The sequence below is a fragment of the Herbaspirillum autotrophicum genome (genome assembly GCF_001189915.1).
Classification (GTDB): Bacteria; Pseudomonadota; Gammaproteobacteria; order Burkholderiales; family Burkholderiaceae_D; genus Herbaspirillum; species Herbaspirillum autotrophicum.
The window spans coordinates 116894-143193 of the sequence record NZ_LFLS01000010.1; the positions used below are offsets into that span (position 1 = coordinate 116894).

The 26300-nt window shown below is 58.8% G+C and carries 19 protein-coding genes; 12 read left to right on the forward strand and 7 right to left on the reverse strand.

What is annotated here, in order from left to right; genetic code table 11:
- Window positions 1–56: 56 nt before the first annotated feature.
- The gene (gene cphA / locus AKL27_RS10295) at window positions 57–2645 is read left to right on the forward strand and encodes a cyanophycin synthetase (protein ID WP_050462725.1); all 2589 of its coding nucleotides are present in this window, start codon (window positions 57–59) and stop codon (window positions 2643–2645) included.
- An 89-nt stretch (window positions 2646–2734) separates the two neighbouring features.
- On the opposite strand, the gene def is transcribed toward cphA, so the two are convergent.
- From def to smc, 5 genes are all read right to left on the reverse strand, one after another.
- Entirely contained in the window at window positions 2735–3271 is a 537-nt protein-coding gene (gene def / locus AKL27_RS10300) for a peptide deformylase (protein WP_050462726.1), read from the reverse strand.
- A gap of 55 nt (window positions 3272–3326) precedes the next feature.
- Window positions 3327–4220, reverse strand: a complete 894-nt coding sequence (gene galU, locus AKL27_RS10305; protein ID WP_050462727.1) for a UTP--glucose-1-phosphate uridylyltransferase GalU — start codon at window positions 4218–4220, stop codon at window positions 3327–3329.
- Entirely contained in the window at window positions 4217–6328 is a 2112-nt protein-coding gene (gene ligA, locus AKL27_RS10310) for an NAD-dependent DNA ligase LigA (protein WP_050462728.1), read from the reverse strand. The genes galU and ligA overlap by 4 nt, the downstream gene beginning before the upstream one ends.
- 33 nt (window positions 6329–6361) lie before the next feature.
- Window positions 6362–7570, reverse strand: coding sequence for a cell division protein ZipA C-terminal FtsZ-binding domain-containing protein (locus AKL27_RS10315; RefSeq protein ID WP_050462729.1), 1209 nt, complete (start codon window positions 7568–7570; stop codon window positions 6362–6364).
- A gap of 283 nt (window positions 7571–7853) precedes the next feature.
- Window positions 7854–11381, reverse strand: coding sequence for a chromosome segregation protein SMC (gene smc / locus AKL27_RS10320; protein ID WP_050462730.1), 3528 nt, complete (start codon window positions 11379–11381; stop codon window positions 7854–7856).
- 428 nt (window positions 11382–11809) lie between these two features.
- Here smc and AKL27_RS10325 point away from each other — a divergent pair, with 428 nt between their 5' ends.
- Window positions 11810–12967, forward strand: a complete 1158-nt coding sequence (locus AKL27_RS10325) for a branched-chain amino acid ABC transporter substrate-binding protein (RefSeq protein WP_050462731.1) — start codon at window positions 11810–11812, stop codon at window positions 12965–12967.
- A gap of 44 nt (window positions 12968–13011) precedes the next feature.
- Here the strand turns inward: AKL27_RS10325 and AKL27_RS10330 are convergent, their stop codons facing one another.
- The gene (locus tag AKL27_RS10330; protein WP_050462732.1) at window positions 13012–14781 is read right to left on the reverse strand and encodes a methyl-accepting chemotaxis protein; all 1770 of its coding nucleotides are present in this window, start codon (window positions 14779–14781) and stop codon (window positions 13012–13014) included.
- Window positions 14782–14997: 216 nt separating this feature from the next.
- Here AKL27_RS10330 and dapC point away from each other — a divergent pair, with 216 nt between their 5' ends.
- From dapC to AKL27_RS10370, 8 genes are all read left to right on the forward strand, one after another.
- A complete protein-coding gene (dapC, locus tag AKL27_RS10335) occupies window positions 14998–16209 on the forward strand; it encodes a succinyldiaminopimelate transaminase (RefSeq protein WP_050462769.1) in 1212 nt (403 codons plus the stop codon).
- Between the two features lie 81 nt (window positions 16210–16290).
- Window positions 16291–17127 (forward strand): 2,3,4,5-tetrahydropyridine-2,6-dicarboxylate N-succinyltransferase, encoded by an 837-nt coding sequence (dapD, locus tag AKL27_RS10340; RefSeq protein ID WP_050462733.1) that lies wholly within the window; start codon window positions 16291–16293, stop codon window positions 17125–17127.
- A 109-nt stretch (window positions 17128–17236) separates the two neighbouring features.
- Entirely contained in the window at window positions 17237–17596 is a 360-nt protein-coding gene (locus AKL27_RS10345) for an ArsC family reductase (protein ID WP_050462734.1), read from the forward strand.
- A gap of 6 nt (window positions 17597–17602) precedes the next feature.
- Window positions 17603–18730, forward strand: a complete 1128-nt coding sequence (gene dapE / locus AKL27_RS10350) for a succinyl-diaminopimelate desuccinylase (protein WP_050462735.1) — start codon at window positions 17603–17605, stop codon at window positions 18728–18730.
- Between the two features lie 184 nt (window positions 18731–18914).
- On the forward strand, window positions 18915–19805 hold the full coding sequence (prmB, locus tag AKL27_RS10355; protein WP_050462736.1) for a 50S ribosomal protein L3 N(5)-glutamine methyltransferase: 891 nt from the start codon (window positions 18915–18917) through the stop codon (window positions 19803–19805).
- A gap of 78 nt (window positions 19806–19883) precedes the next feature.
- Window positions 19884–21893, forward strand: coding sequence for an ATP-binding cassette domain-containing protein (locus AKL27_RS10360; RefSeq protein WP_050462737.1), 2010 nt, complete (start codon window positions 19884–19886; stop codon window positions 21891–21893).
- A 142-nt stretch (window positions 21894–22035) separates the two neighbouring features.
- Window positions 22036–22842: a cystine ABC transporter substrate-binding protein gene (locus tag AKL27_RS10365; protein ID WP_050462738.1), complete on the forward strand. Its 807-nt coding sequence runs from the start codon at window positions 22036–22038 to the stop codon at window positions 22840–22842.
- A 57-nt stretch (window positions 22843–22899) separates the two neighbouring features.
- Window positions 22900–23559, forward strand: a complete 660-nt coding sequence (locus tag AKL27_RS10370; RefSeq protein ID WP_050462739.1) for an amino acid ABC transporter permease — start codon at window positions 22900–22902, stop codon at window positions 23557–23559.
- Between the two features lie 138 nt (window positions 23560–23697).
- Here AKL27_RS10370 and AKL27_RS10375 read toward each other — a convergent pair whose 3' ends face one another.
- On the reverse strand, window positions 23698–23976 hold the full coding sequence (locus AKL27_RS10375) for a hypothetical protein (RefSeq protein ID WP_050462740.1): 279 nt from the start codon (window positions 23974–23976) through the stop codon (window positions 23698–23700).
- Window positions 23977–24143: 167 nt separating this feature from the next.
- Between AKL27_RS10375 and ompR the strand changes: the two genes are divergently transcribed.
- Entirely contained in the window at window positions 24144–24899 is a 756-nt protein-coding gene (gene ompR / locus AKL27_RS10380; protein ID WP_050462741.1) for an osmolarity response regulator transcription factor OmpR, read from the forward strand.
- Window positions 24900–24934: 35 nt separating this feature from the next.
- The gene (locus AKL27_RS10385) at window positions 24935–26287 is read left to right on the forward strand and encodes a sensor histidine kinase (RefSeq protein ID WP_050462770.1); all 1353 of its coding nucleotides are present in this window, start codon (window positions 24935–24937) and stop codon (window positions 26285–26287) included.
- Window positions 26288–26300 lie beyond the last annotated feature (13 nt).

The window sequence follows — 26300 nt, forward strand, 5'->3', positions numbered from 1 at the left end:
CAACGCCCTTTACAACAGGCCTTGAAGGCCTACGAGACATTCAGGAAAACACGCTGATGGACGTATCACGAATTCGCGTTTTGCGCGGTCCCAACCTGTGGAGCAGAAATACGGCGGTGGAAGCCATCGTTTCCTGCACCCCCGAGGAACGCACCATTGACGCCATCGACGGCTTCGAAGTCCGTCTGCGCGCCCGTTTTCCACAAATCGGCTTTTTGCATGCCGCCGGCGAAGCCAAGACGGTTTCCATGGCGCACGCACTGGAAGCGGCCGTGCTCGGTTTGCAATCGCAGGCCGGCTGCCCGGTCACCTTCGGCCGCACCGTGCCGACGGTCGATGTCGGCGTCTATCAGGTCATCGTTGAATACAGTGAAGAAGCCGTCGGTCGCCTCGCGTTCGATCTGGCGCAGGCACTGTGCAAGGCGGCAGCCGAAGACACGCCGTTCGATCTGGCCGATGCCCTGACCCGTTTGCGGGAACTCGATGAAGATGTGCGGCTCGGTCCCAGCACCGGCTCCATTGTGGCTGCGGCACTGGCGCGCGGCATCCCGTATCGTCGCCTGACCGACGGCAGCATGGTGCAGTTCGGCTGGGGCAGCCGTCAGAAACGTATTCAGGCGGCGGAAACCAGCAATACCAGCGCCATCGCCGAATCGATTGCGCAAGATAAAGAATTGACCAAGATGCTGCTGCATGCAGCCGGCGTGCCGGTACCGAACGGCCGCGTCGTCACCACGGTGGAAGATGCCTGGGCCGCAGCGCAGGAAATCGATGCGCCGGTCGTGATCAAGCCGCGTGACGGCAATCAGGGCAAAGGCGTGGCGGTCAACATCAGCTCGCACGAACAGATCACGCTGGCCTTCAATGTGGCCGTCAAGATCAGTGACGAAATCATCGTCGAACGTTATTTGCCGGGGCATGACTATCGCCTGCTGGTGATCGGCAAGAACCTGATCGCTGCCGCCCGCCGCGATCCGCCGCAAGTCATCGGCGATGGCGTCCACTCCATCCACCAACTGGTGGAGCAAGTCAACAGCGATCCTTTGCGCGGCGACGGGCACGCGACCTCGCTGACCAAGATCCGCTTCGATGACATCGCGCTGGCCACACTGGCCAAGCAAGACTACGACGCCAATTCGATCCCGCCACAAGGCGCGCGCATCATCTTGCGCAACAATGCCAATCTGAGCACCGGCGGCACCGCTACCGACGTCACCGATGATGTCCACCCGGAACTGGCCGCGCGCGCAGTCGCCGCAGCACAGATGGTAGGCCTCGACATCTGCGGCGTCGACATTGTCTGCAACAGCGTACACAAGCCGCTGGAAGAACAGGAAGGCGGCATCGTCGAAGTCAACGCCGCCCCCGGCCTGCGCATGCACCTAAGCCCTTCTTACGGCAAAGGCCGCGCGGTCGGCGACGCCATCATCGCCACCATGTTCGGCGATGGCGACGATGCCCGCATTCCGGTAGTGGCAGTGGCCGGCACCAACGGCAAGACCACCACCGTCCGCCTGATCACGCATTTGCTGGCGCAAAACGGTTTGCGCGTCGGCATGACCAATACCGACGGCGTCTACATCGACAAGCAACGCATTGATACCGGCGATTGCAGCGGCCCCCGCAGCGCCCGCAATGTGCTGTTCCATCCCGACGTCGATGCCGCCGTGCTGGAAACGGCGCGCGGTGGCGTGCTGCGTGAAGGCCTCGGCTTTGATCGCTGCAGCGTGGCAGTAGTCACCAATATCGGCATGGGCGATCACCTCGGTCTGAGCTACATCAGCACCGTGGAAGATCTGGCCGTCGTCAAACGCGTGATCGTGGAAAACGTCGCGCCAAGCGGCGTCGCCGTCCTCAATGCCGCCGACCCGATGGTCGCCAGCATGGCCACCTCGTGCCCCGGCAGCGTGACCTTCTTCGCACTCGATGCCCAACACCCGCTCATGGCGACGCAACGGGCGCAGGGACATCGCGTGGTGTATCGCGACGGTGATGCCATCGTCGCCGCCCAGGGCGATCAGGAACATCGCCTGGAGCTGTCCGAGATTCCATTGACGCGCAACGGCACCATCGGCTTTCAGGTAGAAAACACCATGGCGTCGGTTGCCGCCGTGTGGGCCCTGAATCTGGACTGGAATGTGATTCGTGCCGGCTTGCGCAATTTCGTCAGCGATGCCGATACCGCACCCGGACGCTTCAACATGTTCGACTATCGCGGCGCCACGCTGATTGCCGACTACGGCCACAATCCGGATGCGATTCAGGCACTGGTCAACGCCGTCGAAAGCATTCCGGCGCAACGCCGCTCGGTCGTCATCAGCGGCGCCGGCGACCGCCGCGATATCGATATCCGGCAACAAACCGAAATCCTTGGCGATGCCTTTGATGAAGTCGTGCTGTATCAGGATCAATGCCAGCGCGGACGCGCCGACGGCGAGGTGCTGGCGCTGTTGCGCCAAGGCCTGGCGAATGCGCGTCGCACCAGCGAAACCAAGGAAGTCCACGGCGAATTCCTGGCGATCGATACCGCACTGGCCTCGCTCAAGAAAGGCGACTTGTGCCTGATCCTGATCGACCAGATCGAAGAAGCGCTGGCGCATATTGCCGGCCGCGTGGCCGAAGCGGACGCCGAAGCAAAGGCTTGATGCAAGGGATGCTGATGGCAGTTGGCATCAGCGCCCGAAAAAAAATGCTCATGATGTGAATCATGAGCATTTTTCATATCTGAAGCGTGTCAGTCGTCGTCGGCCGGATCGAGATCCGGAAACAAGATATCGGTAAACCCGAAACGCGTGAAATCCTTGATCCGCATCGGGTACAAAATCCCCTGCAAGTGATCGCATTCATGCTGCACCACGCGCGCATGAAAACCATCAACGGTACGGTCGATGCGATTGCCGAACTGGTCGCAGCCATCGTAATGCAGACGACTCCAGCGCGGCACCACGCCACGCAGTCCCGGCACTGACAGGCAACCTTCCCAGCCCTCTTCCATATCATCCGATAAAGGCGTCAGCGTCGGATTGATCAAGACGGTTTCCGGCACTGCCGGCGCATCCGGGTAACGTTCGTTTTTCTTGAATCCGAAAATCACCAGTTGCAGGTTGACGCCAATTTGCGGCGCGGCCAGACCGGCGCCATTGACGGCCCGCATGGTCTCGAACATATCCGCGATCAGGGTTTCCAGTTCTGCCGTAGCGAACTGCACCACTGGTTCGGCCTGACGCAACAGGCGCGGATCGCCCATGCGCAGGATTTCTCTTATTGCCATTTCAGTTCAACCCCTCTCATGCGCAAGACCGGACCGGCCGCGCACTTGTTTGGACTTATTTGGAATACACGCCTTCCAGCTGGCGCAGATATTCAGTAAACGCCGGACCGGTTTCAGCATGCTTGAGGCCCATGGCCACGGTCGCCTTCAGGTAACCGAGCTTGGAACCGCAGTCGTAACGCTGCCCCTGATAGCGATAGGCCAGTACCGACTCGGCCTGCATCAAGGCCGCGATGCCGTCGGTCAATTGGATTTCACCGCCGGCGCCGCGTCCCAGATTTTCCAGATAATCGAAAATCCGGTTATTCAATACATAACGGCCAACCACTGCCAGGGTCGAAGGCGCTTCTTCCGGCTTCGGTTTTTCCACGATGGCATTGACCCGCTCCAGATCTTGCTGGTACGCGGTGGCACTGACGATACCGTACTGCTTGGTTTCGCTGCGCGGCACATCCTGCACTGCCAGCAGACTCATGCCTTCGCGTTCATAGACGTCGGTCATCTGCGCCATCACCGGCTTGACGCCGGTCGCGACGTCCATGAAATCGTCGGCCAGCAACACCGCGAACGGCTCTTCACCGACTACTGGACGTGCGCACAACACGGCATGCCCCAGTCCCAGCGGCGCCGACTGACGAATGAAAATACAGGTGACATTCTTGGGAATCACGTTTTGCACGATATCCAGCAATTGTTGCTTGCCGGCCGCTTCCAGTTCCGCTTCCAGCTCGTAGGCCTTGTCGAAGTGATCTTCAATCGCACGCTTGTTGCGGCCGGTGATGAACACCATTTCGGTAATGCCGGCCGCGACCGCTTCTTCGACCGCATAGTGGATCAGGGGCTTGTCCACGATGGGCAGCATTTCCTTCGGCTGTGCCTTGGTGGCCGGCAAAAAGCGGCTGCCCAGACCGGCAACAGGAAAGACTGCTTTCTTGATTTTCTTGATCATGGTTTCTCCAAATCGGAAGTTTCAATGGCAACATCGTCAGTTGCCGGTGCGGCATCCATGCCCGCTGTGTGCAACAGCGCCAGCAGGCCCGCCTCGTCGAGTATGCTGACACCAAGCGATTCGGCCTTGGCCAGCTTGCTGCCGGCATCACTGCCGGCGACGACATACGTGGTTTTTTTCGATACCGAGCCGGACACTTTACCACCGGCCGCTTCAATCATTTGCGCCGCCTCATCCCGCGACAAGGTCGGCAAGGTGCCGGTCAACACGAAAATATTGCCCAGCAACGGCCGTGGCTTGATTTCAACACCCGCGCCTTCATCCCAGTGAATGCCGGCCGCACGCAATTGCTCGACCAGTTCCAGGTTCAGCGGATCGGTAAAAAATGCCAGTACCGAACGCGCCACCACCGGGCCGATATCGGCAACTTCCAGCAATTGCTCTTCGGTAGCCGCCAGCAAGGCATCCAGATTGCCGAAGTGACGCGCCAGCTCTTTGGCCGTGGCTTCACCGACGTGGCGAATGCCAAGGCCATAAATGAACCGTGCCAGCGTGGTCGACTTCGATTTCTCCAGTGCCGCCAATACATTCTGCGCCGATTTTTCGGCCATGCGATCCAGCTCGGCCAATGCTGTCAGACCCAGGCGATACAAATCAGCCGGGGTGGTGATGACTTGCTTGTCGACCAGTTGCTCGATCAGTTGATCGCCGAGGCCTTCGATATCCATCGCGCGACGCGAGGCAAAATGCTGCAAGCCGCCCTTGCGTTGCGCCGAACATTTGATCCAGCCACCGGAGCAGCGGGCAATGCTTTCGTCTTCCAGCCGCACGATCTCGGAACCGCACACCGGGCAAGCCACCGGCATCACGAATTCACGCGCATCGGCCGGACGCGATTCCGGCACACAGGCCACGACTTCCGGGATCACATCGCCGGCACGGCGTACGATCACGGTATCACCGATGCGGATATCCTTGCGCCGCACTTCATCTTCGTTATGCAAGGTGGCATTGGTGACGGTGACGCCGCCCACAAACACCGGCGCCAGCCGCGCCACCGGCGTGATGGCGCCGGTTCGCCCGACCTGCACTTCAATCTCTTGCACCACAGTCAGCGCTTCCTGTGCCGGGAATTTATGTGCCAGCGCAAAGCGCGGCGCACGCGACACAAAGCCCAACTGCAATTGCTGATCGAGACGATTAACCTTGTACACCACGCCATCGATCTCGTAGGGCAACTGACTGCGCCGCACGCCGATATCGCGGAAGAATTCCAGCAAACCGGCGGCGCCGGTCACCACTGCGCGCTCCTTGCATACCGGCAAACCCAGCGCCATATACCAATCCAGCAAGGCCGAATGCGACGGCGGCATGTCGACTCCTTCCAGCATGCCGATGCCATATGCAAAAAACCGCAACGCGCGTTGCGCGGTAATGCGCGAATCCAGTTGCCGCAAACTGCCGGCGGCAGCGTTGCGCGGATTGGCGAATTCTTTCAGGCCGGCGTCGCGCTGACGCTGGTTGAGTCGCGCAAAGTCATCTTTGTACATCAATACTTCGCCGCGCACGTCCAGCACCCGCGGAACCCGGTCGCCATGCAGGCGCAAGGGAATGGCTCTGATGGTACGGATATTGGCCGTGACATTTTCACCCGTGCTGCCGTCGCCGCGCGTGGCGGCCTCGACCAGCACGCCATCTTCATAGCGCAGATTGATGGCGAGGCCGTCGAATTTCAGCTCGCAGGCGTAGTCCACTTCAGGCACCAAACCCAGAGCGTCACTGACGCGCTTGTCGAAGGCGACGATATCGTCGTCATCGAAACCATTGCCGAGCGACAGCATCGGGATCGAGTGTCGCACCTGTTCAAACTGCGGCAACGGCTTGCCGCCGACGCGCTGAGTCGGTGAGTCGCTGCCCTGCAGTTCCGGATGTGCGGCTTCCAGTGCCTGCAATTCCTGAAACAGCTTGTCGTATTCGGCGTCGGGGACACTGGGATCATCCAGTACGTAATAGGCGTGATTGTGACGGTTCAGCGCGGCGGTCAGCCAGGCAGCCCGCGCGCGCCAGTCATTATCCGGCGCGGAGGCTGAGTGTAAATCTGCTTGCATTGTATGAGGGTGATGCCTGGTGAAGAGGACGGGCTAGCTGAACAAACGGGTTGCGCGGTTGGAACCGGCGGCAACATCGGCTGACTCCATGGCACTGTAGAACGCGCTGACCTGCTCGCCGATGTCGGCCAGGGCGGCGTCGGTCAGCAACTGATCGCTGTCGTCCACCACCGTACCGCCGAGGCGCATGGCCAGCGAACGGGCACAGGCAATCAAGGCGCCATAACCATCGCGGGCCGGGCCGACGCGCGGCACATCGAGCAGCAGCGTCAGACGGTCAGTGGTTTCTTCGGCCTGCGTGGCATTGGTCGACAGCGAGAACAACACTTCGCCTTCGCCATCCTGCATCACAAGATGACCGTCGGTACGGCGATCAAACCCTTGCCGCGTCAATGCCGCCAGCAAGGTGCTGATGTTCCATGGCGCGCCATTGGAACGGACATTCACGCCCAGTTGCACATCGTGATCCATGATGAACTGATGCAATGCCTGCGCCGTCTTCATGACATCCATCATGTCCGGGATTTCCGGCTCGGCATTGAGCGAATCGGTAAATTCGCGCAGGCGCATGACCAGCTCCGAATATTCCAGCTCGTTCAGTGCATTGCTGCGATTGGCCAATTGCGCGCCGGCCAGCAGCGCGGTGTAGACGCCGCCATGGGCAATGGCTTCCCATTCGCCGTCTTCGGTGCGGCCAATGAAATGCACCGGCTTGTTGCCGACGTAACGCAAATTTTGTATCGGCGGCAGAATCTTGTCGCCACGCACCGACGACTCCAGTGCAATCGGAATTGCGCAATCGATCAGATCGTCGACCGGCAGATCGCGTTGCGGCCGTGCCGGTACCGGGGCCTCGACCGGGGGCGCATCAAAACCGGCTTCGGATGATGTCAGCGGCGCATCGTCGCGGGCAAAATTCTGGATGGCTTCACGCACTGACTTGCCGGCCTCCGGATCGATTGTCACCGGATCCTGCGGCATGTATGGTTCGACCGGCTCGGCCGGCGCCGCTTGCGGACGACGTTCAGGCATCTGGTACAGCTCAGGCTCCTGACGCTCATCGTCATGTGCGGGACGCACGCTGTTGTCCGCATCCGGGTGCATCAGCACATCGTCATGATCCGACGAAAATGCGCGCTCTACGGATTTGCGGGTTTTGTGTTCTTGCCACTTGTTGTAGGAAATAACGCCGACGACGATCACGCCGCCGATCACGAGCAGGCTGGTTTGCAGGTCTGTCATGCGGCACGCACCCCGAAAATTTTCCCGGGGGCAATGGCTGGTGCCGCAGCGGCGGCTGGTGCCTCGCCGCAGTCAGATATAGTCAGTTCAATAAAGCAGGTCATTAGTGGAATCCATAGAGTGGGCAGGAAAGACGATCCGGTCGTCTTTCAGTTAGGCACCATCAGCATCTTTTTGTTATCAAGCCAGAACGAATAGACACCTTGTATGACAAGGCGTTCAGGGTAGTGTTCCGCATAAAAGTTGTCAAGCCAACCTGCACCGGGGCTCACGGTCCGCGGCCTCAGGCAGCTTGCTCCTCGGCAGTCAGATTGACGGCCGATTCCATATCCACGGCGACGATGCGGGACACGCCCTGCTCCTGCATCGTCACACCGATCAGTTGATTTGCCATTTCCATTGCAATTTTGTTATGCGAAATGAACAGGAACTGGGTATGCACCGACATCCGTTTGACCATGTTGCAGAAGCGTTCGGTATTGGCATCATCCAGCGGTGCGTCCACTTCGTCGAGCAGACAGAACGGTGCCGGGTTGAGCTGGAACATCGAAAACACCAGCGCGGTTGCCGTCAATGCCTTTTCACCACCTGATAACAAATGGATGGTGGCGTTCTTCTTGCCCGGCGGTTGCGCCATGACTTGCACGCCGGAATCGAGAATTTCGTCGCCGGTCATGATCAGCTTGGCCTGGCCGCCACCGAACAGAATCGGGAACAGTTCGGCAAAATGGGTATTCACCTTGTCGAAGGTATCTTGCAGCAAACCGCGGGTTTCGATATCGATCTTGTGGATCGCATCTTCCAGCGTATTCATGGCTTCGGTCAGATCGGCATGTTGCGAGTCGAGGAAATTCTTGCGCTCGGACGCCGTAGCCAGTTCGTCGAGTGCGGCCAGATTGACCGCGCCCAGTGCCGCAATAGCATTGGTCAGACGCGTCACTTCCCCTTGCAGATACGAGGGCCGCATCTCGCTGGTCAGCTTCTCTGACAAGGCCGCTTCATCGGCCTGCGTATCAGCCAGCGCTTGCGTGAACTGCTCCTGATTCAGGCGCGCCGCCTGCTCCTTGAGCTGCAATTCGGTAATCCGGTCGCGCTGCGGTTGCAGGCTGCGCTCGGATTGCATGCGGTTTTCTTCGTGCTGACGCAATTGCTGCGACAACTGATCCAGTTCGTGACGCGCATCGGCCAGCGCGCGTTCCTGCTCGCTGCGCTTGTCCAGCAAGGATTGCAAACCGGCCTGGGCGGCCTGATCGTCCAGGCTCTCCAGTTCCAGGCTGCCTTGTTCCATGCTGGCAAACAATTGCGCCGCCTGCTCCAGCGCGGTGGCGATGCTGCGCTTGAGTTCCTCGATCTTGTTGCGTTGCGACTTTTCGGCAAACTCGGATTCCTGCGCCGCCCGCTCCAGCTCGCGCAATTTCTGGCGCGCGTCGTTGAGTTGCTGTTCCTTGCCGAGATAGTCGGTCTGGCCGTTTTCATGCGATTCCTGCAATTCGGCCAGTTCGATATCGAGCTGTTCGAACTTGGCTTCGGATTCGGCCTTGATGTGCTGCTGCTCCACTTCCTGCGCTTCGATTTCGGCGAGGTCGGCGACAATTTGCGTACTGCGCTGATTGAAGCGCTCCTGCACTTCCGACAACTTCATGACTTCGATCTGCAAGCTGTGGACAGCCTGAGTCAAGCCGTTGACACGCTGACGCAATTCCTGCAGGCGCTGGGTAGCGCCGGTCAGCGCTGCCTCGGCGCGCACGGCACGCGACTTGGCCTCATCGGCCAGCATCGACTGCACGCGTTGCTGCTTGGTGATGTTTTCGATTTCCTGCTGGCGCGCCAGCATGCCGTCCTGCTCCGAATCGGACGCATAGAAACGCACGCTGGATTGACTGACCACATGACCCTGACGCGTGACAAAGCAAGCGCCGGCCGGCAATTTGCTGCGGTCAGCAAAAGCGCTGGCGGTATCGTCTGCCAGGAATACATTGTGCAGCCAGTCTTGCAGCAAGGCGCGCAAACCCGGATCGTTCAGTTGCAACAGATTGATGAAGGGCTTGAGGCCCGCTGGCGGCGGCGCTGCCGGTGCCGCCGCCGGATTCGGCGCAAACAATGCCAGCTTGGCCGGTGGTGCGTCATTGAAGAAGGCTTTGGCCCAATCCAGATTGGACACTTCCAGCGCCGACATGCGTTCGCGCAAGACCGACTCCAGCGCGGTTTCCCAACCTTGCTCGATATGCAGCTTTTGCCACAAGCGCGGCAGCTTGGCCAGTTCGTGCTTTTCCAACCAAGGTTGTACCTTGCCCTGACTCTGGACACTTTCCTGCAATTGCTTGAGCGCCGTCAATCGCGCTTCCAGCTGGCCGTTGGCAGTGCTTTCCTTGTTCACCAGTTCTTGCGCCGCGCGCCGCTCTTCTTCCAGCCGCGGCAATTGCTCTTGCGCCTCTTCCAGCTGCATGCCGGACTCTTCCAGCGTGGCTTGCTTTTCTTCCAGTTGCAGTTTCAGATTATTCAGATGCACATCGTCGGGCATGTTGAGCCCGCTCTTTTCCTGCATCAGGCGTTCGCGTCGCGTGGTCAGGCCGTTCAGGATATTCGAGGCATTGCGCTGGTGCGCCGACTCCAGCTCGATCTGCTGCTGGATCTGCATGATCTTGCCGCGCGATTCCGTGGTCTTGAGTTGCGCTTCGCGCCAGGCTTGCTCCAGCGTTGGCAAACTGTCGTTGCAATCCTGCACCGACTGTTGCGCCTGCTCGACCCGCATGCCCTGCTCTTCCAGATGAATCTCGGCTTCAGCCAGATCGTCCTGATGCTGCGTGCCCTGACGCTGCCACTGATCGCGCTGCACGGTCAGTGAGTTCAGTTGCGTTTGCAGACGGGTGCGCGATTCGATCACGAATTTGATTTGCGCTTCCAGACTGCCGATTTCGGAATTGGTCTGGTACAGATGACCTTGCGCCTGATGCAAGCGGTCACCGGCAGCGTAATGCGATTGCCGCATGTGCTCCAGCTCGGTTTCCACATGGCGCAGCTTGGCGGTCTGCTCTTCCAGATCGGTCTGGGCTTTTTCGATTTCGCGGAAGAATTTTTCCTGCTCGGCCTTGGCTTCGTTCTTGCGCAGCAACCACAGCAGTTTTTGCTTTTCTTCCTGATCGCCTTGCAAATCGTGGAAGCGCTTGGCGACTGCCGCTTGCGCTTCCAGCTTTTCCAGATTGGCGTTCAGTTCACGCAGAATGTCTTCTACCCGGGTCAGATTTTCGCGCGTGTCGTGCAGACGATTTTCGGTTTCGCGGCGACGTTCCTTGTACTTCGAGACACCGGCAGCTTCTTCCAGAAAAATCCGCAATTCTTCCGGGCGCGCTTCAATGATGCGCGAAATCATGCCCTGACCGATGATGGCGTAAGCACGCGGGCCAAGACCGGTACCCAGGAAAATATCCTGAATGTCGCGCCGGCGGACCGATTGATTATTGATGTAATAGGTAGACGTGCCGTCACGCGTGAGCGTGCGCTTGACGGCGATTTCCGCATACTGGCTCCATTGGCCGGCAGCTTTGCCGTCGCCATTGTCGAATACCAGTTCCACCGATGAGCGGCCGGCCGGTTTGCGATTGGTGGAGCCGTTGAAAATCACGTCCTGCATTGACTCGCCGCGCAGTTCGGATGCTTTCGATTCACCCAGCACCCAGCGCACGGCATCGATAATATTGGACTTGCCGCAACCATTCGGTCCGACCACGCCCACCAGTTGTCCCGGCACCTGAAAATTCGTTGGATCGACGAAAGACTTGAATCCTGACAATTTTATGGAAGTTAAGCGCACGTTATCGACTATTCAACAGAGTTTGAAATATGAACATATACCCCTCGCAGACCGGCCTGCCGGCAGCGCAAGGAGTTTGGCGAATCCGCCCCGGCGGCATCAGCCAGCAGCGGCGCGAAAGCAAAAAGCACTGTGCGGCTGCCTGACACCACCACAACGCCAATTGACGTCTTGACAATGGATGTGCACAGCAGCGGCCAGACAGTATGACACGCCGCATTATACTGGTTGTCGCCGCATCATCACCCCTATCTGCACTGCCCGGAATGCAACATTTTGCGAGTGCGGCCCGCCGCGGGTCACGTTTTCAACTTGCCGGGCAAAAAATCAACGATACTTAAAAAAACCAAAACGAAAAATAAAAATTACCCAAAAGAAATTGTATTGGATCCATGCCATCTTCATGCCGATTCTGAGGGGAATTCATCATGATGCAGCACGTATTTCATACCAGCATTCCTGCTGTGCTGTTCGCGGCAGCGCTATTGAGCTGGCATCCGGCAGCCGCGCCTGACAACACGAAACACACGGCACTCATCGGATTTGCCGGCGGCCTGGGGGCCAAGACCCAAACCAATTTGAGTTTCAGCGCGCGCGATGGTGCGCAACTGGCCGTCGATGACGCCAATCGCCGCAATATTCAGATCGCCGGCAAGCCCGTTACCTTCAAACTGATGGTGGTCGACGATCAATCTGACGTCAACTTTGCGCGTATCACCGCCAATTCATTCGTTTCCATGGGCGTAACAGGCGTCATCGGCCACAACTCCACTGATACCAGCGTGGCCACCGCCAAGATATACAGCGACGCCGGGATAGCCGAAATCACACCGACCTCGACCGGCCGCACATTCACGCAAAGCGGCTACAAAAACGTGTTCCAGTTGCTGGGACACAGCGATATCACGGCGGCCCATCTGGGCGACATCGCAATGGATATCCTGAAAAGCAAGCGCTTTGCGGTCATTGATAATGGCAGCGTACTTGGGACCGGTCTGGCCGATGGCTTTACGCAGCGCCTGCAACGGAACGGCGGCACTGTCGTGATCAGAGAATCGGTCAACAACAAGACCTCGGATTTCAATGACGCCATGGGCCGGGTAAAAGCGACCAGTCCGGATGCCATCTTCTTTTCCGGCGTCGGCCCGCAAGCCGCCGCATTCACTCAAAGCTTCCAGCGCATGGGCGCATTTGCCAAGTTGCTGTTGACCGGTGGCGGGGTCAATCTGGAATTTCCCAAAGCCGGCAACTACCCTGAGGGGACCTATGTGCTGCTGCATGGCACGCCGGTCGAGAGCCGGCCAGGTTACGCCGATTTCGAAAAAAGATTCAAGCAGAAATTCGATACCGCCATCAGTGCTTACGCCATGTTTTCTTATGATGCGGTCGGCATGCTGATCGAAGCGCTGAAAAGAGCCAATTCACTCAACCCCAAAGCCGCCATCGACGAGTTGCACGTGATGCGTTACACAGGCATTTCCGGTCCGGTCTCGTTTGCCGCCGACGGCAGCCAGAACAATCCGCCGTATACCTTGTACCGGATTTCGCAAGGCATGTGGCGGCCGGTCAAGCTATTTAACAATTGAAGCCGGCGCTGCAGCACTGCGCAAGAGCCGGCCGCCAGGCAATGTCAAAAGGTTTCCCAGTCGCCATCGTCAGAATGATTGGCCGGGGGTGTCGCCGGCCGCGCCGGTTTTGCCGGCGCCGTCGTTGCGCCGGTCACTGCGCTGTTCCGCACCACCGCAGCAGCCGGCTGCTTGCGCTCGGCACGCGCCATCGGCTGCGGTGGCTGCCGCACAGGGTTGACGCCCGGCGCTGCCGGTCTGACCGCAGCCGGCACCGCATTCTCCTCTTCCTGCAGTCGAAACACCGCCACCGCCTGTTTCAGATTGCGCGCCTGTTCTTCCAGTGAACCCGCTGCGGCAGCGGCTTGCTCCACCAACGCCGCATTCTGCTGGGTTACCTGATCCATCTGCGCGATGGCCTGATTGACCTGTTCGATGCCGGAACTCTGTTCTTCCGAGGCGGAAGTGATTTCACCCATGATGTCAGTCATGTGCTTGACTGCCGTCACTACCTCATTCATGGTCTGTCCGGCCCGATGTACCAGCTCGGAACCGTTACCCACCCGCTCGACCGAATCTTCAATCAGCGTCTTGATTTCTTTGGCCGCTTGCGCGCTGCGTTGCGCCAGACTGCGCACTTCCGAAGCCACCACAGCAAAGCCGCGCCCCTGCTCACCGGCGCGCGCGGCCTCGACGGCGGCATTCAACGCCAGAATATTGGTCTGAAAGGCAATGCCGTCGATCACGCTGATGATGTCGGCGATCTTGCGTGAGCTGTCGGTAATGCCTTGCATGGTATTTACTACCTGCCCGACCACTGCACCGCCGCGTACCGCGACATCCGACGCATTGCGCGCCAATTGGCCAGCCTGACGGGCGTTATCGGCATTCTGCTGCACCGTGGATGTGAGCTGCTCCATGCTGGAGGCGGTTTCTTCCAGCGAAGCCGCTTGCTGCTCGGTGCGCGACGACAGATCCAGATTGCCGGCAGCGATCTCGCTGGCGCCGACATCTATCGCATCAGTGCTGCTGCGGATGCCGCCGATGACGCCCGCCAGATGTTCGCGCATGTTGCGCATTTCGTGCAGCAGACTGCGGCTGTCGCCCGGCCGGGTGACGATGGTGCCGCTCAGATCACCGGCAGCGATGCGCGCCACCACCGATACCGCATATGCCGGTTCACCGCCCAGACTGCGCGTGATATTGCGGATGATCACCAGCATCATTGCCGAGACCACGGCGCCGACCACAAACAGCAGCGCCAGCAACTTCATCAGCGTGGCCTGAAAATCTGCCTCGACATCGTTGAGAAAGATGCCGGACACCAGAATCCAGTCCCACGGCTGGTAATGCACGACATAACTGAGTTTGGAAGCGCGTTTGCTGTCATCCTGGCCAGGCAAACGCCCCATGTATTCAACGAATCCGCGTTGCTGTTGCCTGGCCACGCGCACCATATCCAGATAATAGAGCTTGCCGTCGCTATCCTTGCGATCGGAAACATTCTTGCCGACCAGACCTTTGCTGGTCGGATGCATCAGCACCACCGGCTTGGAATCGACTACAAAAATGTAATTGGCATCGTCATAACGCATGGCCGCGATCCGTTCCAATGCGCTGCGCCGGGCATCCTGCACACTCAGCTTGCCGCTGGAGACGTCCGCCGCGTAACTCTTGAGCAATCCTTCCGCAGCGTCCACCACGCGCCGCAGACCAGCCTTGCGTTCCTCGATCATGTTGTTGCGCGTATTGAGCGCCGACCATGTCGCCAGCACCAGCAGCCCGACCCACATCACGGCCAGCGCCCACAGCAACTTTGCTCTCAATGTTTTCATTTCGCCCCCGGCTGCACCATCACGGAAAATGCCCCGTGGCAAGTATAGGCAAATTCAAGATACCCAAAAACCTATTTTTGTTGCGTCGCAAGGCCGCCACAACACCAGCAGGCAAGGCGGTGCCCGCACTTCGCCCGGCGCGAAGGGAAGCAAGGGAAAAACCGCCGCGGGCAGTATAATGACGCGTTCTCTCCCATCGACTCGATTTTGATTGCCGTGAATCCATTACTAGACAAGCTTCAACCCTATCCCTTCGAAAAGCTGAAGAGTCTTTTTTCCGGGGTCACGCCGAATCCGGCCTATCGCCCGATCAGCCTCGGCATCGGCGAACCCAAGCATCCGACGCCGGCCTTCATCCAACAAGCGCTGGCCGATAACCTGTCCGGACTGGCCAGCTATCCTCTGACCATCGGCAACGAAGCGCTGCGCGCGGCCATCGCCGGCTGGCTGGAACGCCGTTATGCCTTGCCGAAAATCGATCCGGCGTCACAGGTATTGCCGGTCAACGGCTCCCGTGAAGCCCTGTTTGCGCTGGCGCAAACGGTAATCGACCCGACCCGCCCGGATCCGCTGGTGATGTGCCCCAACCCGTTCTATCAGATTTATGAAGGCTCGGCGTATCTGGCCGGTGCCACGCCCTACTTCGTCAATTCCGACCCGGCACGCAATTTCGCCCCCGATTACCGCAGTGTCAGCGATGAAGTGTGGTCGCGCGTGCAACTGCTGTACGTGTGTTCCCCCGGCAATCCGACCGGCGCGGTACTGGGCCTGGAAGACTGGAAAGAATTGTTTGCCTTGTCGGATCGCCATGGTTTTGTGATCGCCTCCGACGAATGCTATTCCGAAATCTACTTCAAGCAGGAAGCGCCGCTCGGCGGTCTGGAAGCGGCGCACTTGCTGGGTCGCAGCGACTTCCGCCGGCTGATTGCGTTTTCCAGCCTGTCCAAGCGCTCGAATGTTCCCGGCATGCGTTCCGGCTTTGTCGCCGGCGATGCTGCCATCCTCAAGAAATTCCTGTTGTACCGCACCTATCAGGGCGGTGCCATGAGCCCGTCGATCCAGAGCGCCTCGATTGCCGCCTGGAATGACGAGACCCACGTGCAGGAAAATCGCGCCAAATACATTACCAAGTTCGCCCAGGTTACCCCGTTGCTGCAGGAAGTACTGGATGTCGCGCTGCCGGACGCCAGTTTCTATTTGTGGGCCAAAGTCGATAAATTGAGCGCGATCAGCGATACCGAATATGCCAGGCGCCTGTATGCCGAATATAATGTCACGGTATTGCCGGGCAGCTATCTGGCACGCGACGCCCACGGCACCAATCCGGGCCAGCAGCGTATTCGCATGGCATTGGTCGCCGAAGTCGACGAATGCCTGGAAGCCGCACAACGCATTGTCGCCTTCACCCGCACACTGGCCGCCGGCTGACGCCGGGCCGCACGCAACAGCGCGGTCCACGGTTAAACACGCAACACCTTTTTTATTTTTTCAACTTAACGCAAACACAAGATGACCCAATCCATTCAGCAAATTATCGACCAGGCATGGGAAGACCGCGCCAGCCTGTCCTCCAAGTCTGCTCCGGCCGACATCCGCAATGCTGTCGCTGAAGTGATCGCCGGCCTCAACGCAGGCACCCTGCGCGTGGCCGACCGCCAAAGCGTGGGTCAGTGGCAAGTCAATCAATGGGTGAAAAAGGCAATCCTGTTGTCGTTCCGCCTGGAAGACAACGCCCTGATTTCGAGCGGTGTCGCCGGCTTCCCGCAGTTCTACGACAAAGTACCGACCAAGTTTGCCAACTACACTGCGGAGGATTTCGCCCAGGGCGGCTTCCGCGTTGTGCCTCCGGCGGTCGCCCGTCACGGCTCGTTCATCGGCCGCAACGTGGTACTGATGCCTTCCTACGTCAACATCGGCGCCTACGTCGATGAAGGCACCATGGTCGATACCTGGGCGACTGTCGGTTCGGCTGCGCAAATCGGCAAGAACGTTCACCTGTCCGGCGGCGTCGGTATCGGCGGCGTGCTGGAGCCGGTGCAGGCCGGTCCGGTCATTATCGAAGACAACTGCTTCATCGGCGCCCGTTCGGAAGTGGTCGAAGGCGTGATCATCGAAGAAAATTCGGTATTGTCGATGGGTGTGTATATCGGTCAGTCGACCAAGATCTATGATCGCGAAACCGGCGAAGTGTATTACGGTCGCGTGCCAGCCGGTTCGGTGGTGGTGCCGGGCAGCCTGCCGTCGAAAGATGGCAAGTACAGCCTGTACGCCGCGATCATCGTCAAGAAGGTCGATGCCCAGACCCGTTCCAAGACATCGATCAACGAACTGCTGCGCGAAGCCTGATCACCGGCAACGCAGTATTGCGGGACGCCACTGCCAGCGTCCCGTGCTACACCGCAATACCTGGCCGCCATCGTGCGGCCGCGTTTCAACCACTGCCAACGCGGAACCCATGAGCAAGTCCATCACTCTTTACGGCATCCCCAATTGCGACACGGTCAAGAAGGCCCGCACCTGGCTCGATGACCACGATATTGCCTACACCTTTCACGACTTCAAGAAAGCCGGACTGGATGCAACGCTGGTGCAAGGCTGGCTCAAGGATGTCCCGCGCGATGTGCTGGTCAATCGCAAGGGCACTACCTGGCGCGGCCTGAGCGACGAGCGCAAGGCCAGCATCAGCGATGATGCCAGTGCCACGGCGCTCATGGTGGAATTGCCTTCCATCATCAAACGGCCGGTACTGGCCGATGGCAAGCAGACGCAGGTCGGATTTTCCGACGCCCTTTATCAACAGATTTTCAAAGAATAAATTGTCATGAGCAAAACGCTGGCCCTGACCCAGGAACTGATTTCCCTGTCATCGGTAACACCGCATGACAAAGGTTGCCAGGCGCGCCTGATCGAACTGCTGTCGCCGCTCGGTTTCACCTGCGAAACGATACAGTCGGGCGACGTCACCAACCTCTGGGCCCGCAAAGGTCAGACGCAACCGCTGCTGGTGTTTGCCGGCCATACCGACGTGGTGCCGACCGGCCCGCTGGAGCAATGGCAATCGCACCCGTTCGCACCGACCCAACGCGATGGCCGTTTGTATGGTCGCGGCGCGGCCGACATGAAAACCTCGATTGCCGCCATGGTGGTGGCCTGCGAAGAATTCATCGGCGCCCATCCGCAGCATCAGGGCTCGATCGGCTTTCTGATCACCAGCGATGAAGAAGGCCCGGCTACTGACGGCACCGTGGTGGTGTGCGAACAATTGAAACAACGCGGCGAACAACTTGATTACTGCATCGTCGGCGAACCAACCTCGGCCAAACAACTGGGCGACATGATCAAGAACGGCCGCCGCGGCACCATGTCGGGCAAGCTGACGGTCAAGGGTATTCAGGGCCATATCGCCTATCCGCAACTGGCGAAGAATCCGATTCATCTGGCGGCGCCGGCGCTGGCGCAACTGGTCGCGGAAAAATGGGATGACGGCAATGAATACTACTTGCCGACTTCATGGCAAATGTCGAACATCCATGGCGGCACCGGCGCCTCGAATGTGATTCCGGGCGAAGTGGTGATCGATTTCAATTTCCGTTTTTCCACTGCCAGCACGGTCGACGGTCTGCAACAACGCGTGCATGCGATTCTCGATCAGCACGGTGTTGAATACGATCTGAAATGGACTGTCGGCGGCTTGCCGTTCCTCACTCCGCGCGGCAATCTGAGCACCGCGCTGTCAGCGGCGATCAAATCTGAAACCGGTATCGAGACCGAACTGTCGACTACCGGCGGCACTTCCGATGGCCGTTTCATCGCGCAGATCTGCCCGCAAGTGATCGAATTCGGACCGCCCAATGACAGCATCCACAAGATTGATGAAAACGTCGAAATCCGCTACATCGATCCATTGAAAAACATTTATCGCCGTACGCTGGAAAATCTGTTGCTTTAACACTTCCGGCTCAGGTCCCCGGCAGGCGCTGCACCCCGTGCACCGTCTGCCGTTTCATTCCTGAGCCGACCGAATCATGGCTGAGTCTGCATGCATCACAGCCGGCCCACATTGCATCAGGCGCGCTTCAGGTTCTGCAGCGCGCAGGAGTTCACAACCCATGTACAGACCGAGAATATCGATCATGACACCAAACAATTTTGCTACTGTACGCGACATCTTGCGCTACGCCATCACTCGCTTCAATACTGCCAAACTGTTTTTCGGCCACGGGACCAATAATGCCTTCGACGAAGCGGCCTACCTGATCCTGCACACCCTCAAGCTGCCGCTGGATCAACTCGAACCATTCATGGATGCGCGTCTGCTGCAAGGCGAAATCGACAATCTGCTGCGCGTCATCGACAAGCGCACCGAAGAGCGCATTCCCGCCGCCTATCTGACCAATGAAGCATGGCTCGGCGGGTACCGTTTCTATGTCGATGAACGCGTGATCGTGCCGCGCTCGTTCCTGGCCGAACTGATCCCGGAACATTTTGCGCCGTGGCTGCAAGATGCCGATGCGGTTCAGCATGCGCTGGATCTGTGCACCGGCTCGGGTTGCCTGCCGATCTTGCTGGCCGACGCCTTCCCGCAAGCGCAGATCGATGCCGTCGATATTTCAGCTGACGCACTGGCCGTGGCGCGTCTCAATGTCGACGAATACGCCTTGGGCGACCGCATCACGCTGGTCGAATCAGACTTGTACAGCAAACTGCCGGACCGCAAATACGATCTGATCATCAGCAACCCGCCCTATGTGAACGCCGGTTCGATGGCCAAGCTGCCGCAGGAATATCTGCACGAACCGCAACTGGCACTGGCCGGTGGCGATGATGGCATGGATCTGGTGCGCACCATTGTCAGTGGTGCCGCGCAGCGCCTGACACCACAAGGTATCCTGATCGTCGAAATCGGCAATGAGCGGGAACACGCCGAGGCCGCCTTCCCCGGACTGGAACTGACCTGGCTCAGCACCAGCGCCGGCGATGACATGGTCTTCATGGTCAGCGCCGCGCAATTGCAGGCACGCTGACCCGGCATCGATTTTCAGCAACACTCCGCCCGGCCGGAATGCAGGGCGCCGCTTCTCTCTTTTAGAATTTGTTCAGCAATGATTCGTTTCCAGCAAGTTTCCCTCGCCCGCGGCATCAAGCCGTTGCTCGAGAATGTCGACCTCACTCTCAATCCGGGAGACAAGATCGGCCTGATCGGCGCCAACGGCGCCGGCAAATCCAGCCTGTTCGCCATCTTGCGCGGCGAGCTGCATGCCGACCAGGGCAGTATCGACTTCCCGTCCAGATGGCGTATGGCCTATGTGGCGCAGGAAACGCCGGCGCTGGATCGCCCGGCCGTGGAATACGCGATTGACGGCGACGTCACCTTGCGCAAGCTGGAAGCCGAGCTGGCGGCCGCTGAAGCGGAACCGGAAAGCATTGAAAACGGCACCCGCATCGGCGAATTGCACGGTGCACTGGCCGATGCCGATGCCTATACCGTGCGCTCGCGCGCCGAACAATTGCTGATCGGTCTCGGCTTTACGCTGGAACAGATGGAACGCCCGGTAGCCAGCTTCTCCGGCGGCTGGCGCATGCGGCTCAATCTGGCGCAGGCGCTGATGTGTCCGTCCGACCTGTTGCTGCTTGATGAACCAACCAATCACTTGGATCTGGACGCCATCATCTGGCTGGAAGACTGGCTCAAGCGCTACGCCGGCACCCTGATCATCATTTCCCATGATCGCGATTTTCTTGACGGCGTGGTGAACGTGATCGTCCACATCGACGAACGCAAGCTCAAGCGTTACTCGGGCAACTACTCTTCGTTCGAACGCCAACGCGCGGCGCAGATGGTACTGGCGCAAGGCATGCTGGAAAAGCAGACCCGCCAGCGCGCTCACCTGCAATCATTTATTGATCGCTTCAAGGCCAAGGCCAGCAAAGCCCGGCAGGCACAGAGCCGGATGAAGGCCTTGTCGAAGATGGAAGAACTGGCGCCATTGCGCGCTGCCGCCGAATTCTCATTCGAATTCCGCGAACCGCTGTCGGCACCGAATCCGTTGCTGGTAATGGAAAAGCTCAATGCCGGCTACCGCATCGAAGATCCGGAAACCTATGAAGTCGAAGAAAAGGTGATCGTGTCGAACATCGATTTTTCGCTGCAGACCGGCCAGCGCATCGGCTTGCTCGGCGTCAACGGTGCCGGCAAATCGACCCTGATCAAAACCGTAGCCAATGAACTGACACCGCTGTCGGGCACCAGCCAGTTCGGCAAGGGCCTGGTGATCGGTTACTTCGCCCAGCATCAGGTCGAGATGTTGCGCCACGACGAATCGCCGCTGTGGCATCTGGCCAAAATCGCGCCCAATGTGCGTGAACAGGAATTGCGCAATTTCCTCGGCAGCTTCAATTTCAACGGCACCATGGCCAGCAGCAGCATCGCGCCGTTTTCCGGTGGCGAAAAAGCGCGGCTGGCGCTGGCGCTGATCGTCTGGCAACGCCCTAACCTGCTGCTGCTCGATGAGCCGACCAACCATCTGGATCTGGAAACCCGGGAAGCGCTGACCATGGCGCTGGCGCAATTTGAAGGCACGCTGATGCTGGTGTCCCATGATCGCCATCTGCTGCGCGCTACCACCGACCAGTTCCTGATTGTCGCCGACGGCAAATTGCAGCCCTTCGACGGCGATCTCGACGACTATCGCGACTGGTTGTTCAAGACCAAGCTGGCAGCCAAGAATACCGCTGCCAATGCAGCCGCAGAAGTGGTCGCACCCTTGCCGGTCGCCAAGCCGGTGGCGGTCGCTGCACCTGCTGCACCACTGGCAAACGTCGCCGACCGCCGCGAACAGAAACGCGTGGAAGCGGAAGAACGGCAACGCCTGGCAACCCTCAAAAAGCCGCTGGAGTCACGCATCAAACGACTCGATGAACAAATCGCCAAGGCGCAGGCCAAGAAATCCGCGATTGATGCCCGCCTGGCCGATCCCGCCATCTATGATGCCGGCAACAAGGAAGAATTGAAAAATCTGATTACCGATCAGGCATACTGCAACAAGGAAATCGAGCAACTGGAAAGCGACTGGCTGGAATTGCAGGAGCAATTGGAACAGCTGGAAGCCTGACTCTCCCCTTCATCACAGGATAGCGCGGGGTAAAGAGCGGAAATCGACGTGCGGAATTATAAGCATCTGCCAACTATGTCTGAAGTTGTCGCCAAAAAAGAATTATCATGACGACAATGTTTAAACATCCTCAGGAGCCAGCATGACCAAAACATCACTTCGCTTTCTGTCTGCCGTCGCCGCCGGCATCATCTTCTCGGGCGCCGCGCTGGCTGCCGGCGCGGCCGATCTGCTCGATACCGTGAAGGCACGCGGTACCTTGAAGGTAGCACTGGAGGGCAATTACCCGCCGTTCAATTTCAAGGATCCGAAAACCGGTGAACTGACCGGCTTCGAAGTAGATGTCGCCAAACTGCTGGCAGCGAAACTGGGCCTCAAGCCCGAATTCACCACCACCGAGTGGAGCGGCATTCTGGCAGGTCTCGGAGCCGGCAAATACGACATCATCATGAATCAGGTCGGCATCACCGACGAGCGCAAGAAAGCCTTCGATTTTTCGGACCCCTACACCTTGTCGAGCGCCCAGCTGATTGTCCGCAAAGATGAAAAGCGCCAGTTCAACAGCCTCGACGATTTGAAGGGAAAAAAACTCGGTCTGGGCCAAGGCACCAACTTTGAACAAAAAGCCAAGAGCATTCCCGGCATCGATGTCAAAACCTATCCCGGCTCACCCGAATACCTGGCCGATCTGGCCAGCGGCCGCATCGACGCCGCGCTCAACGACAGCCTGCTGGTCAGCTATCTGCTGAAATCATCCAACCTGCCGCTCAAAGGCGGTGCGCCGGTAGGCGCCATCGATCAGATCGGCATTCCGTTGCGCAAGGGCAACCCGCAATTCAAGACGGCCCTGAATCAGGCACTGGCGGCAATTCAGAAAGACGGCAGCTTCCGCCAGGCATCGGTCAAATGGTTCGGGATTGACGTCAGCAAAGCGCCGGCAGCACAATAAACCGTGCCCCTTTCGATCAACATCCCCGCACCGGCGGGGATTTTTTTATGACCACTCATGACTGACATTTGGGAATTACTGCAACAGGCGGCACCGATCATGTTGAAAGGTGTCGGCTATACGCTGCTGTTTGCGCTGTCATCAATGGTCGGGGGCCTGGTGCTGGGCTTCGTACTGGCGGTGGCGCGCATTTCGCGCTGGCGGCTGATCCAGTGGCCGGCCGCAGTGTATGTCAGTCTGATGCGCGGCACGCCGCTGCTGGTGCAAATCTTTGTCGTGTATTACGGCTTGCCGAGCGTCGGCATTGAATTCTCGCCGCTGATGGCCGGGGTCCTGACATTGAGCCTGAATGCCAGCGCCTATCTCTCCGAAAGCCTGCGCGGTGCGATTGCCGGCGTCGGCAAAGGCCAATGGGGGGCCAGCTACAGCCTGGGCCTGACCTATCCGCAAACCCTTTACTACATCGTGGTGCCGCAAGCCATCCGCATCGCCGTGCCATCGATGAGCAATACCCTGATCAGCCTGATCAAGGATACGTCGCTGGTGTCCGTCATTACCGTGACCGAACTGATGTTGTCGACCAAGGAAATCATTGCCGTTACCTTCCGGCCGCTGCCGCTGTATATCGCTGCGGCGATGGTGTACTGGTTCCTCAGTCTGTGTTTCGAAGCGCTGCAGCACCGGCTCGAACAACGACTGGCGCGTGCTCATCAATAACTGCGCAATCATCGGGCAATCATTGCAGCATCGCAGCAGGCATAAAAAAACCGGACTGTGAGGTCCGGTTTTTCATTCTGTTCTCAGTTGCATGCTGACGCTGGCCAACATTGCCGCACATCAATATCCCACATTCATTCAACGCTTGTAGCGATAAATATCCTGACCTGCCTCGTCGATCTGACGACGCAACTCGCGCCGTTCATCCGGGCTCAGCTTGCCACGCCGCTGATTCTGCTCCTCGTCACGCTGCTTTTGGGCACGCCCGGCGTCAGGTCCGGCATCGTTCTGCGGATGAAAGCCGGCAGCCTGATGTGGTATCGGACGCGGCGGCTCCGGCGGACGGGCCAATACGGATGTCACGCCGGTCAGCAACAAAACCGCGATAGCATATTTTTTGGTAGCAACAATATCCATGACGCATTTTTCCACATTTCCGGGCTGACGACAAAATTCTTCTTCGTTATGCCCAGTGTAGGTTGACCGGCGCGATGGTATAAGATGATTAAAGTAAGGGATGTAACACTTTGTATCTTTTGCCCGGCACATCTTGCCGATCACCGTGAAGACGTTACCATACACTCATGAACACAAACAATACAACTTCTTCCGCCGCCCCGACTCATCAGTCCAAGATACTGGTGGTGGATGATGACATCCGCCTGCGCGACTTGCTGCGCCGCTATCTGACCGAACAGGGCTTCAATGTGGTCACGGCGGAAAACGCGCAATCGATGAACAAGTTGTGGATTCGTGAACGCTATGACTTGCTGGTGCTCGACCTGATGCTGCCCGGTGAAGACGGCCTGGCAATCTGCCGTCGTCTGCGCGGCGCCGGCGATCAGACGCCGATCATCATGCTGACCGCCAAAGGTGAAGACGTCGACCGCATCATCGGTCTCGAAATGGGCGCCGACGATTATCTGCCGAAGCCGTTCAACCCGCGCGAACTGGTCGCCCGCATCAATGCGGTATTGCGCCGCAAGGGCCCGGATGAATTGCCGGGTGCACCATCGGAATCGCCGGAGTCGTTCGAATTCGGTGAGTTCGTACTTGATCTCGGCACCCGCACCCTGAAAAAAAATGGCGATACCGTACCACTGACTACCGGTGAATTCTCAGTGCTCAAGGTGTTCGCACGCAACGCACGCCAGCCGCTGTCGCGTGAAAAACTGATGGAAATGGCACGTGGCCGCGAGTACGAAGTATTCGACCGCAGCCTCGACGTTCAGATTTCCCGGCTGCGCAAACTGATCGAACCCGATCCGGCCAATCCGCTTTACATCCAGACCGTGTGGGGTCTGGGCTACGTCTTCATTCCTGAGGGCAAACCGCGCTGATGCGCATGCCAACTCCTTCTGCGGGCATTCAACATATGCGTTCCCAGGTCCGACTCGGGTGGTTCAGCAACGGCCTGTTCTGGCGTACCTTTTTCCTGCTGACGTTCTTGATTACCGCCAGCATGGTGGCTTGGGTCGCCAGCTTCCGGATTGTAGAACGCGGCCCGCGCGCCGAACAACTGGCGGCGCAGATCGTTTCGGTGGTCACCATCACCCGCGCCGCCCTGACCCACTCGGCACCGGAAATGCGGCGCGAATTGCTGTTCGATCTGGCCAGCAACGAAGGCATCCGCATTTATCCGCTCGAAAATTCCGACAAGGTCGCGCCACCCGATGATTCGCCGGTATTGCCGGAACTCGAATATTTCGTCAAGCAGGCGATGGGCGAAGATACCCAGTTTTCTTCCAGCGTCAACGATGTCGACGGTTTCTGGATCAGCTTCAAAATCGATGAAGATCAATACTGGCTGATGCTTGACCGCGGCCGGCTGGATCGCACCTCCAGCCTGCAATGGCTGGGCTGGGCTTCGATTGCGCTGGTGCTGTCGCTGATTGGCGCAGTCTTCATTTCAACCCTGATCAATCAACCGCTGGCACGCCTGACGGCCGCTGCCCGCGCCATCGCCAAAGGCAAGCAACCGGACCCGCTGCCGGAATCCGGCCCGACCGAAATCGAAGAAGCCAATCGCAGTTTCAATCAGATGGTGGCCGATCTGGACCGGATTGAATCCGACCGCGCCGTCATTCTGGCGGGTATTTCCCATGACCTGCGCACGCCGCTGGCGCGCATGCAACTGGAAGTCGAGATGGCCAAGCTATCCGACGAAGCACGTGACGGTATGCACTCCGATCTGGCGCAGATGGATGCCATCATCGGCCAGTTTCTGGATTACGCCAAACCGTTCGACGCCAGTCACTTCATGCCGGTCGATCTGTCGGGCATGCTGGAAGATACTGCCAACAATGCCAAGCGCCTGACCGATGTGCGCATCCTGACCGATATCACGCCCGGCGTGGAAGCCAAAGGCAACAGTACCGAACTGGAACGCGTGATCAGCAACCTGATTGAAAATGCACGCCGCTATGGCAAGACACCCGGCACCGACATCGCCGAGATCGATCTGCGCTGTCACGCCGAGGGGCAACAAGCCGTGATCGAAATCAATGATCATGGTGCCGGAGCACCGGACAGCGAACTGGAGCATTTGCTGCGCCCGTTTACCCGCCTGGATGCGGCCCGGGGTCAGGCCAACGGTTCCGGTCTTGGACTGGCCATCGTCAATCGCATCGTGATTCGCCATAACGGCAAACTGCATTTGCGCAACCGCAGCGGCGGCGGCCTCAGTGTGCAAATCACACTGCCGCTGCACCATGAGCGCAATGTCTGAGACGTCAACCGGC